The following is a 14,706-nucleotide window of genomic DNA, read 5'->3' on the forward strand; positions in this document are numbered from 1 at the left end:
TTTATACGAATAAAATTGTAGATATAAGTATTGGAGTTTTGTGATGTTAGATTCTAAAAAACCGCGTTATGAACGTATTTTGCTGAAACTTTCGGGTGAAGCACTTGCGGGTAATAAAGACATGGGTATTGACGCTCAAGTCTTAGATCAAATGTCGTTATCAATTGCGCACTTAGTGGGGTTAGGTGTACAAGTGGGTATCGTTGTTGGTGGTGGTAACTTGTATCGTGGTAGTCAGTTGCAAAAAGATGGTTTAGTTGGTCGTGTAACAGGTGACCAAATGGGTATGCTTGCTACAGTGATGAATGGTTTAGCATTACGTGATGCATTGGTACGTCGTAATATTAAAACTCGTTTGATGTCTGCGCTTCCAATCGGCGCTGTGGTTGAGTCTTATTCGAGTCGTGATGCAATTCGCCATTTAACCCAAGGTGAAGTGTGTGTATTCGTTGCGGGTACAGGGAATCCATTCTTTACAACAGATACAGCAGCGTGCTTACGTGGTATCGAAATTGAAGCGAATTTGATCTTAAAAGCAACCAAAGTAGATGGTGTTTATAATAAAGATCCAAGCAAATATGATGATGCTGTAAAATATGACTTCTTAAGCTTTGATGAAGTATTAGATGAGAAGCTTGGGGTTATGGATTTAACAGCAATTTGCTTGTGTCGTGACCACAATGTTCCATTGCAAGTATTCGATATGAATAAATCTGGCGCATTGCTTTCTGTGGTAATGGGCGAAAAAGAGGGCACTCACGTTACAAACTAATGTACGTGAACTGTAAAGCTCTTTATACTATTGCAATTTTAAGTTATATACATTTAGATAAATAAGTAAGGAAGATCATATGATTAACGATCTTAAAAAAGATGCTGAAGACCGTATGAACAAGTCGCTTGACTCGTTGGAACATGGTTTTGCAAAGGTTCGTACAGGTCGTGCGCATCCATCTATCCTAAACGGTGTTATGGTTCCTTACTATGGTTCTGACGTACCGTTGAACCAAGTGGCAAACGTAGGTGTAGAAGACTCACGTACTTTGTTGGTACAACCATTTGAACGTTCAATGGTGGGTGCAATTGATAAAGCGATTCGTGAATCTGATTTGGGTTTAAACCCAGTGACTGCTGATGCGATTCGCGTACCTATGGCAGCTTTAACTGAAGAAACACGTCGTGATATGCAAAAAGTTGCGCGTAACGAAGCAGAAAATGCAAAAGTTGCGATCCGTAACATTCGTCGCGATGTATTGGGTGACATTAAAGCATTGTTGAAAGAAAAAGAAATTTCTGAAGATGATGAGCGCCGTGCAAGTGATGAAATCCAAAAAATCACAGATAAATATGTTGCTGAAGTTGAAAAACGTCTTGCTGCAAAAGAAGCTGAATTGATGAAGGTCTAAGATTTCCAATGACCACATCTGAAGACACTCATCTTCCAAAACATGTTGCCATCATCATGGATGGCAACAACCGTTTTGCTAAAAAGAAACAGCTAGAAAAGGGTGATGGGCACCGTGAAGGTAAGAATGTCCTTGACCCAATTGTAGAATATTGCCGAAAGGTAAATGTTCAGGCTTTGACTGTTTTTGCTTTTTCAAGTGAAAATTGGAATAGACCTCAGTTTGAGGTTGATTTGTTAATGAAGTTGTTAGAAGAAACAATTCATGAGCAAATTCCACGCATGGAAAAGTTTGAAATATCTTTGAGATTTATTGGGGATCGTAGTCAGCTTTCTCCCGAGCTATGTGAATTAATGTTGCATGCTGAACAAAGGACTGCTAAGTTCAGTAACATGACTTTAACCATTGCGATCAGCTATGGCGGTATGTGGGATATTGCAAATACTGCTCGCCAATTGGCACAACAAGTTAAAGATAATAAAATTGATGTGAATCAAATTGATACTGAAATATTTGCACGTCAAATAAGTTTAGGTGATCTGCCTCCTGTGGATTTACTTATCCGCACAGGTGGAGATTATCGACTATCTAACTTTCTACTGTGGCAGGCGGCATATGCTGAGTTATATTTTACTCAGACTTTATGGCCTGAATTTACAGTGAAAGAGTTAGCGCATGCGTTCAATATTTTTTCTGGGCGTGAACGACGTTTTGGAAAAACCTCTGAACAAATTCAACAAGAGTATATAGAGAATTTATAATGTTAGAGCGGATTATAACCGCATTGGTATTGGTTGCAGTTGTGCTTAGCTGTATGTTTGCAACACGCTCACAATATCCAATGTTAGTGTTAATGATTATCGCAGCTGGAGCAGCAGGTTATGAGTGGTTTAAACTCATGCCAAATGAGTCTGACCATGTGAATAAGATTAAAGCAGCTGGTTTCGGTATCTTAACCGCATTATTTTCTTGCTTAGCATTATATTTTAATGATTTGGCACTCATTCTTTGGAGTGCTTCGATTTTAACGTGGTTGTGCAGCTTATATTGGGTGAAAAACTATCCTAAGTATGATGGTTGGTATAATGTCACTTTAAACATTGTTGGCTTGGTCTTGATTAGTGCCGCCGTTACAGCAATTTTTGAAGTTTGGAAAAATTCACCTTGGTGGTTGATGTATCTGTTCTTGTTGGTATGGGGAGCTGATAGCGGTGCTTATTTTGTAGGACGAAAATTTGGTAAGCATAAATTAGCACCTGATGTAAGCCCAAATAAATCCATTGAAGGTTTAGTGGGTGGAATCATTACAGTTGCAATCGTTATTATCATTGTGCAATCCGTTTACCTTCATTTAACGCTCTCGCAACATATTATTTTCCTTGTATTGTCTATAGTCACAGTATTTAGTTCTGTGCTGGGCGATCTCTTCGAATCGATGATTAAACGTCGTGCCGGCATTAAAGACTCGGGACGTATTCTGCCAGGACATGGTGGGGTGCTTGACCGTATTGACTCATTACTTGCTGCAGCTCCAATTTTTGCAGCGGGTATGTATGTTTTAAAACTTATTGGTGTAGATTTATAGATGTCACAATCTGTTTGTATATTGGGTGTTACAGGTTCAATCGGGCGCAGTACTTTAAAAGTTTTAGAACAGCATCCTGAGCAATATTCAGTTTTTGCAATTTCTGGACATAGCAGGATTCAAGAACTGAGTGAAATATGCAAACAGTATCAGCCAAAATGTGTTGTCGTACCTTCTGATAAAGTTGATGAATTACAACAACTTTTAAATGCCCAAAATATTTCAGATATTGAAATTTTGACTGATGAAGCAGGGCTGATCGCTGTTTCAGAACATCCTGAAGTGGATGTGGTTATGGCTGCAATTGTCGGTGCAGCAGGCTTATTGCCAACCTTGGCGGCAGTGAAAGCAGGTAAACGGGTTTTACTTGCCAATAAAGAAGCTTTGGTGATGTCTGGAGACATCATGCTTCAAGCAGCAAAAACGAATCATGCATTGTTATTACCTGTTGATTCAGAACATAATGCTATTTTTCAATGTCTTCCTCAAAACTATCTACAAACAGAAAGTAATGGTCAGCCGAAACAGGGTGTTAAACAAGTTTTGTTAACAGCATCGGGTGGGCCATTTTTAAATCATAGCTTAGAACAATTACAAACGGTTACACCAGTGCAGGCATGTAAGCATCCAAATTGGTCTATGGGGCAGAAAATCTCTGTTGATTCAGCTACTTTGATGAATAAAGGCTTAGAATTAATCGAAGCGTGTCATTTATTTTCAATTCAAGAACAATTTGTTACAGTTGTTGTGCATCCACAAAGTATTATTCATTCAATGGTTCAGTATGTGGATGGTTCAACTTTGGCTCAAATGGGTAATCCTGATATGTGTACACCAATTGCACATGCACTTGCGTGGCCTGAGCGAATTGAAACACATGTTCCTCCTTTAGATTTATTTGTTCATTCGCAACTTGATTTTCAAGCACCAGATATGCTTCGTTTTCCTGCTTTAAAGCTTGCAAGACAGGCAATGCAAGCAGGAGGTTTAGCTCCTGCTATTTTGAATGCTGCAAATGAAGTTGCTGTGGCATCTTTCTTGCAGCAGCAGATTTCGTTTCTTGATATTCCTCAAGTGGTTGAACATACGCTTAATCACGTTCAAAATGGTTCGGCAGATTCGATTGAAACGATTTTGCACATTGATCAACTTGCACGTCAAGCTGCATCTAAACGTATCTCCCAATTGGAAAGCTGATCATGAGTGTTTTATTTATCATCGTCGCAGCAATATTCTTGCTTGGCCCTTTGATTGCAATTCATGAATTTGGACATTACTGGGTTGCCCGTAAATTGGGTGTTAAGGTTTTGGTTTATTCAATTGGTTTTGGACCAACTTTGCTAAAATGGACCTCCAAAAAATCAGGAATTCAATATCAACTTTCAGCATTACCATTTGGTGGTTATGTCAAAATGTTGGATGAGCGTGAAGGCAATGTCAGTGCAGAAGATGTACCCTATGCTTTTAATCGCCAACCGCCATGGAAGCGTATTGCGATTGTTGCTGCTGGCCCTTTGATTAATTTAATTTTTGCAATTTTTTTGTTTTGGATTTTATTCCTACCCGCACAAGAGCAACTTAATACTCGTGTAGGAAGTGTTTTACCGAATACACCTGCTGCTCAAGTACAAATGCAGAAAGGCGATAAGATTGTTGCTGTAGATGGTATTCAAACCAATACATGGGAAAAACTAAATTATGCTTTAGTTGATCGTGTTGGCGAAACAGGCACAATTGCTGTACAAGCTGAACGAAATGGTCAATTAAAAACATTTGAGTTACCTATACAAAGTTTCTTAAAAGATCAAAGTCAGTCTCCATTTGATGTGCTTGGCTTTACTCCTTATCGTCCACATATTTCTGCTACTGTTTATAAGTTGACGAGTGATGGTGCGGCAATTCGACAAGGGATGAAAGAAGGCGATAAAATTTTAAGCATCAACCAAGTCAAAATGAATGATTGGTTTGATGTGGTGGATGTGGTACAAAAATCACCTGAAAAGTTACTGAATGTAGATGTGCTACGTGATGGGCAAACTGTACATTTACAGGTTATGCCACAGGGTAAACGGGATAATATGGGGAACGTGACTGGAATGTTGGGTGTACAAGCTCAAACTGACAAACTCACAATTCCTGCTGAATATAAACAAATAATTCAATATAATCCTGCTGAGGCGTTGGGTGTTGCAGTCGAAAAAACAGGTCAACTTTCAGCAATGATCTTGAATTCGATAGTGAAAATGGTTCGTGGTTTAATTGGCTTAGATAATTTATCAGGTCCAATTACCATTGCTAAAGTTGCTGGTCAGACAGCGGAAATGGGCTGGCAATCATTTATTTCATTCATGGCACTCATGAGTGTGAGCTTAGGGATTCTAAATTTATTGCCAATACCAATGTTAGATGGTGGTCATTTGGTTTATTACATAATTGAAGCAATTCGTGGTAAACCTGTTTCTGAACAAATACAATTGGTTGGCTTGAAAATTGGTATGGTACTGCTTGGAAGCATGATGCTTCTAGCAATATTTAATGATTTTATGCGTTTATAACGTAATAGTGGATTAACTTACTGGAAAATAATAGGCATGCAGCAATCACATTTATTTATGCCATTGGCACTGGTTAGTGCTATGGCGGCTGTACAACAAGTACAAGCTGCAGATGAGTTTATTGCACGAGATATCCGTGTAGATGGCTTAGTTCGTTTAACACAAAATAATGTTGTTGCACTTTTACCCATAACCAGTGGTCAACGTGTCAATGATGCTGCGATTGCTGATTCAATCCGTGCTTTGTACGCTTCAAACTCATTTGATGATATTCAAGCGTCAAATCAAGACAATGTCTTAGTTTTTAAAGTGGTTGAACGTCCAGTTATTTCTAAAATAAACTTTAAGGGCAACAAGCTTATTCCAAAAGAAGCATTGGAAGAAGGCTTGAAAAAGATGGGCTTGGCTGAAGGTGAAGTCTTAAAGAAATCTGCATTACAGACTTTAGAAACTGAGTTAGAGCAACAATATGCTCAACAAGGCCGTTATGATGCAAATATTAGTGTTGAACAAGTTGCACGACCAAATAACCGTGTAGATTTAGATATTCATTTTGATGAAGGTAAGCCTGCTAAAGTCTTTGATATCAATGTGATTGGGAACACTGTTTTTAATGATGATGATATTAAACAAGCTTTTGCAGTAAAAGAAAGTGGTTGGTTGTCGATCATTTCTCGTAATGATCGTTATGCACGTGAAAAAATGGCAGCAAGCTTAGAGTCATTACGTGCTTTGTATTTGAACAAAGGTTATATCAATTTTGATGTAAACAGCTCAAATTTGAATATCAGTGAAGATAAAAAACATATCTTTATTGAAGTTTCTGTAAAAGAAGGTGATCAGTTTAAATTTGGCGAATCTAAGTTTTTAGGTGATGCGCTTTATAAGCCTGATGAACTTAAAGCACTGCAAATTTATAAAGATGGTACAACCTATTCACAAGAAAAAGTGAATGCGGTGAAGCAACTGTTACTACGCAAGTATGGTAATGCAGGCTATTACTACACAGAAGTAAATGTAGTTCCTGAAATTAACAATGAAACGCATACAGTTGACTTAAATTATTATATTAATCCGGGACAACAAGTTACGGTTCGTCGTATTAACTTTACTGGAAATACCAAGACCGCAGACGAAGTATTACGTCGTGAAATGCGCCAAATGGAAGGTGCTTTAGCAAGTAATGAGAAAATCGATTTGTCGAAAGTGCGTTTAGAACGTACTGGTTTCTTTAGTAAAGTTGATGTTAAACCTATTCGTGTGCCAAATGCACCTGACCAAATGGATTTGAATGTTGAAGTTGAAGAACAACATTCAGGGACCAGTACTTTGGCAGTGGGTTATTCGCAAAATGGTGGTATTACATTCCAAGCAGGTTTAAGCCAAACTAACTTCTTGGGGACTGGTAATCGTGTAGCAATCGATTTATCACGTTCTGAAACGCAAGATTATTATAACCTAAGTGTTACAGACCCGTATTTCACTATTGATGGTGTCAGTCGTGGTTATAACTTGTACTATCGTAAAACTAAGTTAAATGATGACTATAACGTAAATAACTATGTAACAGACAGTATTGGTGGTGGTTTGACTTTTGGTTATCCAATTGATGAGAACCAAAACATTAGTGCAGGTTTTAATATTGACCAAACTAAAGTCACCACAGGTGCTTATGTTTCGACTTATGTACGTGATTATTTGTTAAAGCATGGTGGTAAAGCAAAATCTAGTACAGATTATTGTCCAGGTGTTTATAAGTCACAAGAAACAATTGATAAGGCATTGGGAAAGACACCTCCTACAACATTACCTGATGATTATGCATTAGCGAATAAATGTGTGGACGGAGATAAAAATACCGATATTCCACTGGGTACTTATGATAATGCATTTGAAGGTAAGTTCTTAACGTATAACTTAAATTTAGGTTGGTCTTATAACACGTTAAATCGCCCAATTTTCCCAACCAATGGAACTTCACATCGTGTAAATGCAGAAATTGCATTGCCGGGCAGTGATGTTGAATACCAAAAAGTGACTTATGATGCGCAAACCTATTTCTCATTAGGTCGTGATTTCGTATTACGAGGTTATGGTAAGTTGGGTTATGGTAATGATCTGCCATTCTATAAGAACTTCTATGCAGGTGGTTTTGGTTCAGTCCGTGGTTATGATAACAGTACACTTGGACCAAAATATCCAGGTGTGACATATAATGCAACACAGACCAAAGATTATGATCCTGAAGAAGTCGGTGGTAATGCATTGATTCAGTTCGGTACAGAATTGGCATTACCTGTTCCATTTAAAGGTGATTGGGCTCGTCAAATTCGCCCAGTATTATTTGCAGAAGGTGCGCAAGTCTTTGATACTGATTGTGGTACAGCAACTGGTCCACTTTACTTAAATGGTTCAACCACACCTGTAGATGCGAAGCAATACTGTAAAGATAACTACGATTTTGATTTGAGTAATATGCGTTATAGCGTGGGTGTTGGCTTTACATGGATTACCATGATTGGTCCACTTTCATTAAGCTATGCATTCCCATTGAATGATAAACCAGGTGATCAAACCAAAGAAATTCAATTTGAGATCGGTCGTACTTTCTAAGTACGATCCTTCTTGGATTTAATAACAGCATAATTAAGGAACAAATATGAAAACAATGAAGATGGTTGTATTGAGCTTAGGTCTTGGTCTTGCTGAATTAACCCAAGCAGCAGGTTTTGGTGTGGTTGATTTAGAAAAAGTTGTAGAAAGCAGTACTTATTTAAAGCAACAAAATGCGAGCCTAGAACAATCTGTTAAGCCGCAAACTGCAAAACTTGAGCAAATCACGAAAGATATCGAAGCGTTAAAACAAAAAGCGCAAGCTCAAGGTGCAAATGTTCAGCAAATCAATGCCCAATATCAAGCGAAAGTGAATGAATTTCAAACTATTCAGCAAGGCGTACAGGCTAAAGTTCAAAGTACAATTCAAAGTACCAATGCCGCGTTTGAGACTCGTGTGAAGCAAGCTGCTGAACAATTGCGTCAAGAAGGTGGTTTAGATTATATTTTGAATAAAAATTCAGCACTTGCATATGACGCAAAGAACGATATAACTGCTAAAATGATCCAAAAGGTTAATGCAATTAAATAATCAATGAGATCAAACTATTTCCATCTCGATGAATTAGCTCAACTTGTTCAAGGTGAGCTAATTGGTCAATCCGATCTTGCTCTTAATGGTCTAGCAAGTTTAGAACAAGCGCAGGCCAATCAAATCGCTTTTGTGAATGGCGATAAACATTTGAGTGCTGCACAAAACTCTAAAGCAGGCGCTTTGATTGTTACAGCTGAAATAAAAGAACAGTTAAATAATCATCAAAATTTTATCGTCGTTGCCAATCCCTATCTTGCCTTTGCTATTTTAACCCACAAGTTTGAAATTAAAGTCAGCAAACGCGGTATTGAAAGCACAGCGCAAATTTCGTCATCTGCAATTATCGCAGATGATGCCTATATTGGTCATTATGTAGTCATCGGTGATGATTGTGTCATTGGTGCAAATACGATTATTCAATCACATGTCAAAATTGATGACGATGTAGAAATTGGTAAAGATTGCTTTATTGATTCACATGTAACGTTGACCGGTCAAACAAAGATTGGTGATCGAGTCCGTATTCATGCCAATACAGTGATTGGTGGTGAAGGTTTTGGATTTGCGCCTTATCAAGGTAAGTGGAATCGAATCGCTCAATTAGGTTCGGTTCGTATTGGCAATGATGCACGTATTGGGTCAAATTGTAGCGTCGATCGTGGTGCTTTGGATGATACAATTATTTCAGACGGTGTCATTATTGATAACCTTGTGCAAATCGCACACAATGTACAGATTGGTGAAAATACAGCGATTGCTGCCAAGTGTGGAATTGCGGGTAGCACGATCATTGGCAAAAACTGTATCCTTGCTGGTGCTGTAGGTATTGTCGGACATATTAAAATTACAGATAATGTAACGATTACAGGAATGTCAATAGTCACAAAAAATATTTCTGAAGCAGGTTCGTATTCTTCAGGTACGGGACAATTTGAAACAAATCATTGGAAAAGAACAGTTGTTCGCTTAAGACAATTAGCAGATGTGCCATTGACCAAATTGGTAAAACAAATGGATCATATGCAGACTCAAATTGAGTCCATTGAATCAACTTTAAAATCGCGTAAATAATTATGACTGAGTCTACATCTCTACCTTTTACGGTTCCTGAATTACCTATGCAAACTCAAACGATTCGTGAGTATTTACCACATCGTTATCCATTTTTGCTGGTTGATCGTGTAACAGAAGTTACAGAGAATGGAATTGTCGGGTACAAAAACGTTTCAATTAATGAAGAGTTTATGCAGGGGCATTTCCCTGGTTATCCTATTATGCCTGGTGTTTTGATCGTTGAAGCGATGGCACAAGTTTCAGGTGTATTAGGGTTTATTATGAATAATGAAAAGCCTAGACCGGGTTCTTTGTTTTTATTTGCAGGCGCTGAAAAGGTACGTTTTAAAAAACAAGTCGTTCCTGGTGACCAACTCGTGCTAAAATCTGAATTACTCATGCAAAAACGTGGCATTTACAAGTATTTATGTACTGCTAGCGTTGACGGCATGGTGGCAGCAACCGCTGAAATTATCATTTCTCATCAGAAATTAGAGCAGGCATGAGCAATAACGATCTAATACACCCAACCGCTATTATTGACGCATCGGCAGTAATAGCATCAGATGTTCAAATTGGTCCATACTCAGTTATTGGGCCACAAGTGACTATTGGAGCAGGCACCAGGCTCCATTCTCATGTTGTGATTGGTGGTTATACACGTATTGGACAAAACAACGAAATTTTTCAATTCGCCAGTGTTGGTGAAATTTGTCAAGACTTGAAATATCAAGGTGAAGAAACTTGGTTAGAAGTCGGTGACAATAATAAAATTCGTGAACATTGCAGTTTGCATCGTGGCACAGTTCAAGACCAAGGACTGACTAAAGTGGGAAGCAATAACCTGCTTATGGTGAACACACACATTGCGCACGACTGTATCATTGGCGATAACAATATTTTTGCAAATAATGTTGGTATTGCGGGCCATGTGCATATCGGTGATTTTGTCATCGTGGGTGGTAACTCAGGAATTCATCAATTCTGCAAAATTGACTCATACAGCATGATTGGTGGCGCTTCACTGATTCTTAAAGATGTTCCTGCTTATGTGATGGTGTCTGGAAATCCTGCACATGCGTATGGTATGAATGTTGAAGGTATGCGTCGTAAAGGCTGGTCTAAGAAGGTGATTCAGGGCTTAAGAGAATCATTTAAATTGATCTATAAAGAGAGTTTGACGACTGAACAAGCGATTGAAAAAATCCGTCAGGATATTCTTCCAGAAGTTGAAGAAGCGCAATTGCTGATTGATTCGATATTGGAATCTAAACGTGGAATTGTTCGTTAATTCTGTTATTGAATAAGCAAGCTCAGGTATTGATCATAAATTTTAGTAAAGAAATTTATGAAAATGTAAGCTGTACAAGTTTATAGATTACGCTCAAATACTGGGTATTCTGTATTTAATATTAAAACCGACTGAAAGCAGTCGGTTTTTTTTATGACTTATTTAAGATAGTGAGTGTATTCTCATGCAGTATTGGGCATTGATTAAACTCAGAAAATTTTTGTATTTCAGTTTTTAATAGTTCGAAGAAATGCCTTTGATCTACAATGTTATTTTCTAAATGTAAGCTTAAAATTTCAAAGACCTTTTTAGTACGATGCGCTTTGCAATCTATACGTCCAACCAGTTGGTCGCCATATAAAATTGGTAGGCAAAAATATCCATAAATACGTTTAGGTTCAGTCACATAACATTCGATTTTATAATCAAATTTGAATAGGGAGTTTAAACGATCTCGATGAATCACAAGATTATCAAAAGGTGACAAGATTTTCACTTTAGCTACAGGAACTAGTGTTTGGTTTAATGAAGTGCTGTTCACATAGTAATTTTGCCCATCTATATTCGTTAGATTTGTAATCAAGCCTTCTTCAAGATACTGGTTTAAAGCTTTTTGCATCGCTTCACGAATATCCTTTCCCGTTTTCAAATGTAGTAATTGTTTTAAAGTAAATACACCATGTGCTCTAAGTGTCGTATTCAATAAATATAAAGCATATTCGTCCAATGAAGGCTTACGTAGATCTAGTCTATCAGGTAGGCATGATTCTGTAAGGCTATAGACTTTTTCCATGCCTATGCGTTCGCTGATCATTAAATCGCCTTGCATAAAGAGCTGATCAACTGAACGACGGGCGAGGCTACTATTCCACCAACCGCCTGTATTCTTTTTATTTTCTTTATCAATGTCTCGTAGCCGGATTTTTCCTTCAGCCTTTGCTCGAATGAGGATTTCATTCATCAGACGTTGATCACCACTGTTAAAATACCGATGTTTTCCATCACGTACTTTTTCCATACGAAGAAGTGCAAAGCGATAATCTTGGATAGGTAAATAAGAAGCTGCGTGATACCAATATTCAAAAATTTGTTTTTGTTGAACTAAAAGATTGAGATGGTTTTGGTCATAATCTGCAACACGACTCCATAAAATATGATGGTGCGCGCGCTCAATGACAGAGATTGTATCGATTTGCACATAACCTAAGTGTTCTATAGCTTGATGGGTTGCAGACAAGCCACTTCCAAAGGAAGACGGTGTCATTAAGCCTTGGTGTTGTAAAGCTAAACGTCTTAGTGACTCAATCATAGGTAACTCTATACTAAAAATTAAGATTTATAGATCGATTAAAAAGACTTAGAGGTGTTGATATATTTTTTGAATATGAAACAAAATCAAGTGTATCAAAATAAATCGATTCGTCAAAGTTTCTTTGTTGAATTGATTGTGATTCTAAAGTTGTCAGCTTACAATCGCATAAAATCCAAAAGATTGGGAATATGTATGTTGCAAGATTTTGTAGAAGAGCAGAAATTAGTCTGTGAAGAGTTTGATTCTAAATATATTAAAGTGAATGAAACCGATTTAGTGGCAATTGCTAAACATACCTTAAATAAAGAGCCAATCGTTGGAATACGCAAAAAGCCTGATGCTGAAAATGTATCGTGGTTTATTTATGGTGGTGAATTGGAAGAAGGTAATGATTTCTTTGAAGTGATTACTGTAAAAGAACTTGAAGATATTTTTCCAGACGCAATTCCGTATTTGTCTTTGGAAGAAGGTTTTAGATTTATGATTGATGCTGATGATTACGAAGATGTTTGGAAAGCCGATATTCTGTAATCAATGACGTGTTAATACAAATATTCAAACTTGTGGTGTGAAATCAATATGAAAAAAATGCTGTTGGGAATATTGGTGATATTTGTATCTGCACAAAGTTTTGCTGATCAAATGACACAGAAATTGACACAAGATGAATATAATAGAAAAATCCAAGAATATACAGATCAAGTCAATGCTACCAAACTGATTTTAGATGAACCAGATTCAGTTACAGATGCTAAGCAACAGAAAGAGGCTTTTTGTTCACGTTTAGAGGCTTATCAGAACATATCCATGATTTCAAAAGAAAATATTCAACTTGATACAGCGAATATGATGTTTGTGATAGCAAATAACTTTTTAGAGCGTCAAAAGCAGAGTCTTGAAGCATCTGGAATGACCAGTTCGGTATTTTGTTCATCTAAAGCAAAATAATGTGATATATTTCACATTCTATGTCGTAAAATGACATAAAACTGGCGCAGAATGACAAGATGAAAATCAAATAACTATAAATAATAGCAACATGAAGCAATACTATATTATTTGATTTTCCCTGGTCTGAATATGTGGTTTGTTTTAATGATCAATTCTAATTTGATCAAACCCCAAGCCCGCTTTTTAGCGGGTTTTTTAATGATTTAGATTGCTATAACAGAACAGCTTTCAAATAAAAAGTTTGGTATGATTTTTAGCCATTATTATTGCCAACTTTCTAGAATCTGCTGACATTTCATAAATGACTTGTGCTGTATCCAAAATGTGTTAGTTAGAGTGATTCATTTAAAATAAAAGAGATCGTATGAATTCTCAAAACATTAGCGATACTGAAAATCTACAGCAAGATGTGGCTACAGAGCATAGTCAAGAAGAACTGGGTCAAGAAGAGCAAAATCAAAAGCATACTTCAGATTGGACACCAGACATTGATATTGCCGCTGTCGGTGAGGTGATCGTAGGTTTCTTAGGGAATTTATTAGATGGCATGTAACGCTTTAAGTTTCATGCTATTGCCAAAAAATTTAGGAGGGTGAAGACAGACGAATCCATCTTCATTGTGTTTAAGTTTTCAAATTTTGAAGTTTTATTCCGCGAGCAGTTTATTTAAATCCTTTGGTACACCTTGCTGACTTTGAATTTCTCCTTTGCTGTCTTTCCAAATCAGTGCAGGTGTTGCATAGAAACCATATTTATTCATCAATTCTGCATTGAAATCCAATTTATCTGACAAATCTTTAGAAAGAACCATCGGCGGTGTCTCTTTAAGCTTAGATTTTCCATTAGAGAGATTGTATTGCTTAAAAAATTCAGCAGGGTTTGGGTTATCCAAAATAATTGAAGCCTCACGCTTACTCGATGGTCTGATGATACCCACCAGAATATGACGTAATTGAACTTTACCTGAGTCTACATAAGGACGTGCTTGTTTCCAAAAAGTATGGCAATAAGAACAATTAGGGTCATTGAAAACATAGATAATTTTCTCAGCATCAGTTTTTCCATCTTGAATCCATGTTGATTTTTCAAGACTTTTCCAAATTTCATTAAGTACAGCACCTTTTACATGGGTATTAATCGCTTGTTCTGTTAAGTTTTGCCCAGACTGATTAAATAAGTCGCCAACCAAATAGTATTTCTGATCTTTTGAAATAAAAACAGTCGAAGGATATTCATCTTTAAAACCTGTCCAGCCGATTAACCCTTCGGGTGCATCAATTTGTTTAACAAATGTATAACCTTGTTTTTCTAACTTATTTTTTATCAAATCCACTTCTGCTGCAAATGCAACATGATTTGCCAGTATTCCAATGGTAAAAAGGCCTAAAGTTTTCAATGGCTTCAT

General features: G+C 37.2%; 16 protein-coding genes. 14 read left to right on the forward strand and 2 right to left on the reverse strand.

Going from position 1 to position 14,706, the window contains the following annotated elements; translation table 11 throughout:
- The first annotated feature begins 43 nt into the window (after window positions 1-43).
- The 11 genes from pyrH to lpxA all read left to right on the forward strand — a co-directional run bounded on the left by pyrH (window position 44) and on the right by lpxA (window position 11,038).
- On the forward strand, window positions 44-772 hold the full coding sequence (gene pyrH / locus CDA10_RS08060) for a UMP kinase (protein ID WP_089605086.1): 729 nt from the start codon (window positions 44-46) through the stop codon (window positions 770-772).
- A 79-nt stretch (window positions 773-851) separates the two neighbouring features.
- Entirely contained in the window at window positions 852-1,406 is a 555-nt protein-coding gene (gene frr, locus CDA10_RS08065) for a ribosome recycling factor (protein ID WP_089605087.1), read from the forward strand.
- 8 nt (window positions 1,407-1,414) lie between these two features.
- Window positions 1,415-2,167: a polyprenyl diphosphate synthase gene (gene uppS, locus CDA10_RS08070; protein ID WP_089605088.1), complete on the forward strand. Its 753-nt coding sequence runs from the start codon at window positions 1,415-1,417 to the stop codon at window positions 2,165-2,167.
- Window positions 2,167-2,991 carry a phosphatidate cytidylyltransferase gene (locus tag CDA10_RS08075; protein ID WP_089605089.1) on the forward strand — a complete coding sequence of 275 codons (825 nt, stop codon included), beginning with the start codon at window positions 2,167-2,169 and terminating at the stop codon, window positions 2,989-2,991. Before uppS ends, CDA10_RS08075 begins: the two co-directional genes overlap by 1 nt.
- The gene (gene ispC, locus CDA10_RS08080; protein ID WP_089605090.1) at window positions 2,992-4,188 is read left to right on the forward strand and encodes a 1-deoxy-D-xylulose-5-phosphate reductoisomerase; all 1,197 of its coding nucleotides are present in this window, start codon (window positions 2,992-2,994) and stop codon (window positions 4,186-4,188) included.
- 2 nt (window positions 4,189-4,190) lie between these two features.
- Window positions 4,191-5,546 carry an RIP metalloprotease RseP gene (rseP, locus tag CDA10_RS08085; RefSeq protein ID WP_089605091.1) on the forward strand — a complete coding sequence of 452 codons (1,356 nt, stop codon included), beginning with the start codon at window positions 4,191-4,193 and terminating at the stop codon, window positions 5,544-5,546.
- 36 nt (window positions 5,547-5,582) lie between these two features.
- A complete protein-coding gene (gene bamA / locus CDA10_RS08090; RefSeq protein WP_089605092.1) occupies window positions 5,583-8,159 on the forward strand; it encodes an outer membrane protein assembly factor BamA in 2,577 nt (858 codons plus the stop codon).
- 46 nt (window positions 8,160-8,205) lie between these two features.
- Window positions 8,206-8,691: an OmpH/Skp family outer membrane protein gene (locus CDA10_RS08095; RefSeq protein ID WP_089605093.1), complete on the forward strand. Its 486-nt coding sequence runs from the start codon at window positions 8,206-8,208 to the stop codon at window positions 8,689-8,691.
- Window positions 8,692-8,694: 3 nt separating this feature from the next.
- Window positions 8,695-9,765 (forward strand): UDP-3-O-(3-hydroxymyristoyl)glucosamine N-acyltransferase, encoded by a 1,071-nt coding sequence (gene lpxD, locus CDA10_RS08100; RefSeq protein WP_089605094.1) that lies wholly within the window; start codon window positions 8,695-8,697, stop codon window positions 9,763-9,765.
- Between the two features lie 2 nt (window positions 9,766-9,767).
- A complete protein-coding gene (gene fabZ, locus CDA10_RS08105) occupies window positions 9,768-10,253 on the forward strand; it encodes a 3-hydroxyacyl-ACP dehydratase FabZ (protein ID WP_010111473.1) in 486 nt (161 codons plus the stop codon).
- Window positions 10,250-11,038 carry an acyl-ACP--UDP-N-acetylglucosamine O-acyltransferase gene (gene lpxA, locus CDA10_RS08110; protein ID WP_089605095.1) on the forward strand — a complete coding sequence of 263 codons (789 nt, stop codon included), beginning with the start codon at window positions 10,250-10,252 and terminating at the stop codon, window positions 11,036-11,038. Before fabZ ends, lpxA begins: the two co-directional genes overlap by 4 nt.
- A 151-nt stretch (window positions 11,039-11,189) precedes the next feature.
- Here lpxA and CDA10_RS08115 read toward each other — a convergent pair whose 3' ends face one another.
- On the reverse strand, window positions 11,190-12,347 hold the full coding sequence (locus CDA10_RS08115) for a winged helix-turn-helix domain-containing protein (protein WP_089605096.1): 1,158 nt from the start codon (window positions 12,345-12,347) through the stop codon (window positions 11,190-11,192).
- A gap of 195 nt (window positions 12,348-12,542) precedes the next feature.
- Here CDA10_RS08115 and CDA10_RS08120 point away from each other — a divergent pair, with 195 nt between their 5' ends.
- The 3 genes from CDA10_RS08120 (at window position 12,543) to CDA10_RS08130 (ending at window position 13,854) form a co-directional block, all read left to right on the forward strand.
- Window positions 12,543-12,881: an immunity protein Imm33 domain-containing protein gene (locus CDA10_RS08120; RefSeq protein ID WP_089605190.1), complete on the forward strand. Its 339-nt coding sequence runs from the start codon at window positions 12,543-12,545 to the stop codon at window positions 12,879-12,881.
- A 48-nt stretch (window positions 12,882-12,929) separates the two neighbouring features.
- Complete coding sequence (locus CDA10_RS08125) at window positions 12,930-13,298, forward strand: hypothetical protein (RefSeq protein WP_089605097.1); 369 nt, start codon at window positions 12,930-12,932, stop codon at window positions 13,296-13,298.
- Between the two features lie 367 nt (window positions 13,299-13,665).
- Window positions 13,666-13,854: a hypothetical protein gene (locus tag CDA10_RS08130; RefSeq protein ID WP_089605098.1), complete on the forward strand. Its 189-nt coding sequence runs from the start codon at window positions 13,666-13,668 to the stop codon at window positions 13,852-13,854.
- Window positions 13,855-13,947: 93 nt separating this feature from the next.
- Here the strand turns inward: CDA10_RS08130 and dsbG are convergent, their stop codons facing one another.
- The gene (gene dsbG, locus CDA10_RS08135; RefSeq protein ID WP_089605099.1) at window positions 13,948-14,706 is read right to left on the reverse strand and encodes a thiol:disulfide interchange protein DsbG; all 759 of its coding nucleotides are present in this window, start codon (window positions 14,704-14,706) and stop codon (window positions 13,948-13,950) included.

The organism is Acinetobacter piscicola (genome assembly GCF_002233755.1).
Classification (GTDB): Bacteria; Pseudomonadota; Gammaproteobacteria; order Pseudomonadales; family Moraxellaceae; genus Acinetobacter; species Acinetobacter piscicola.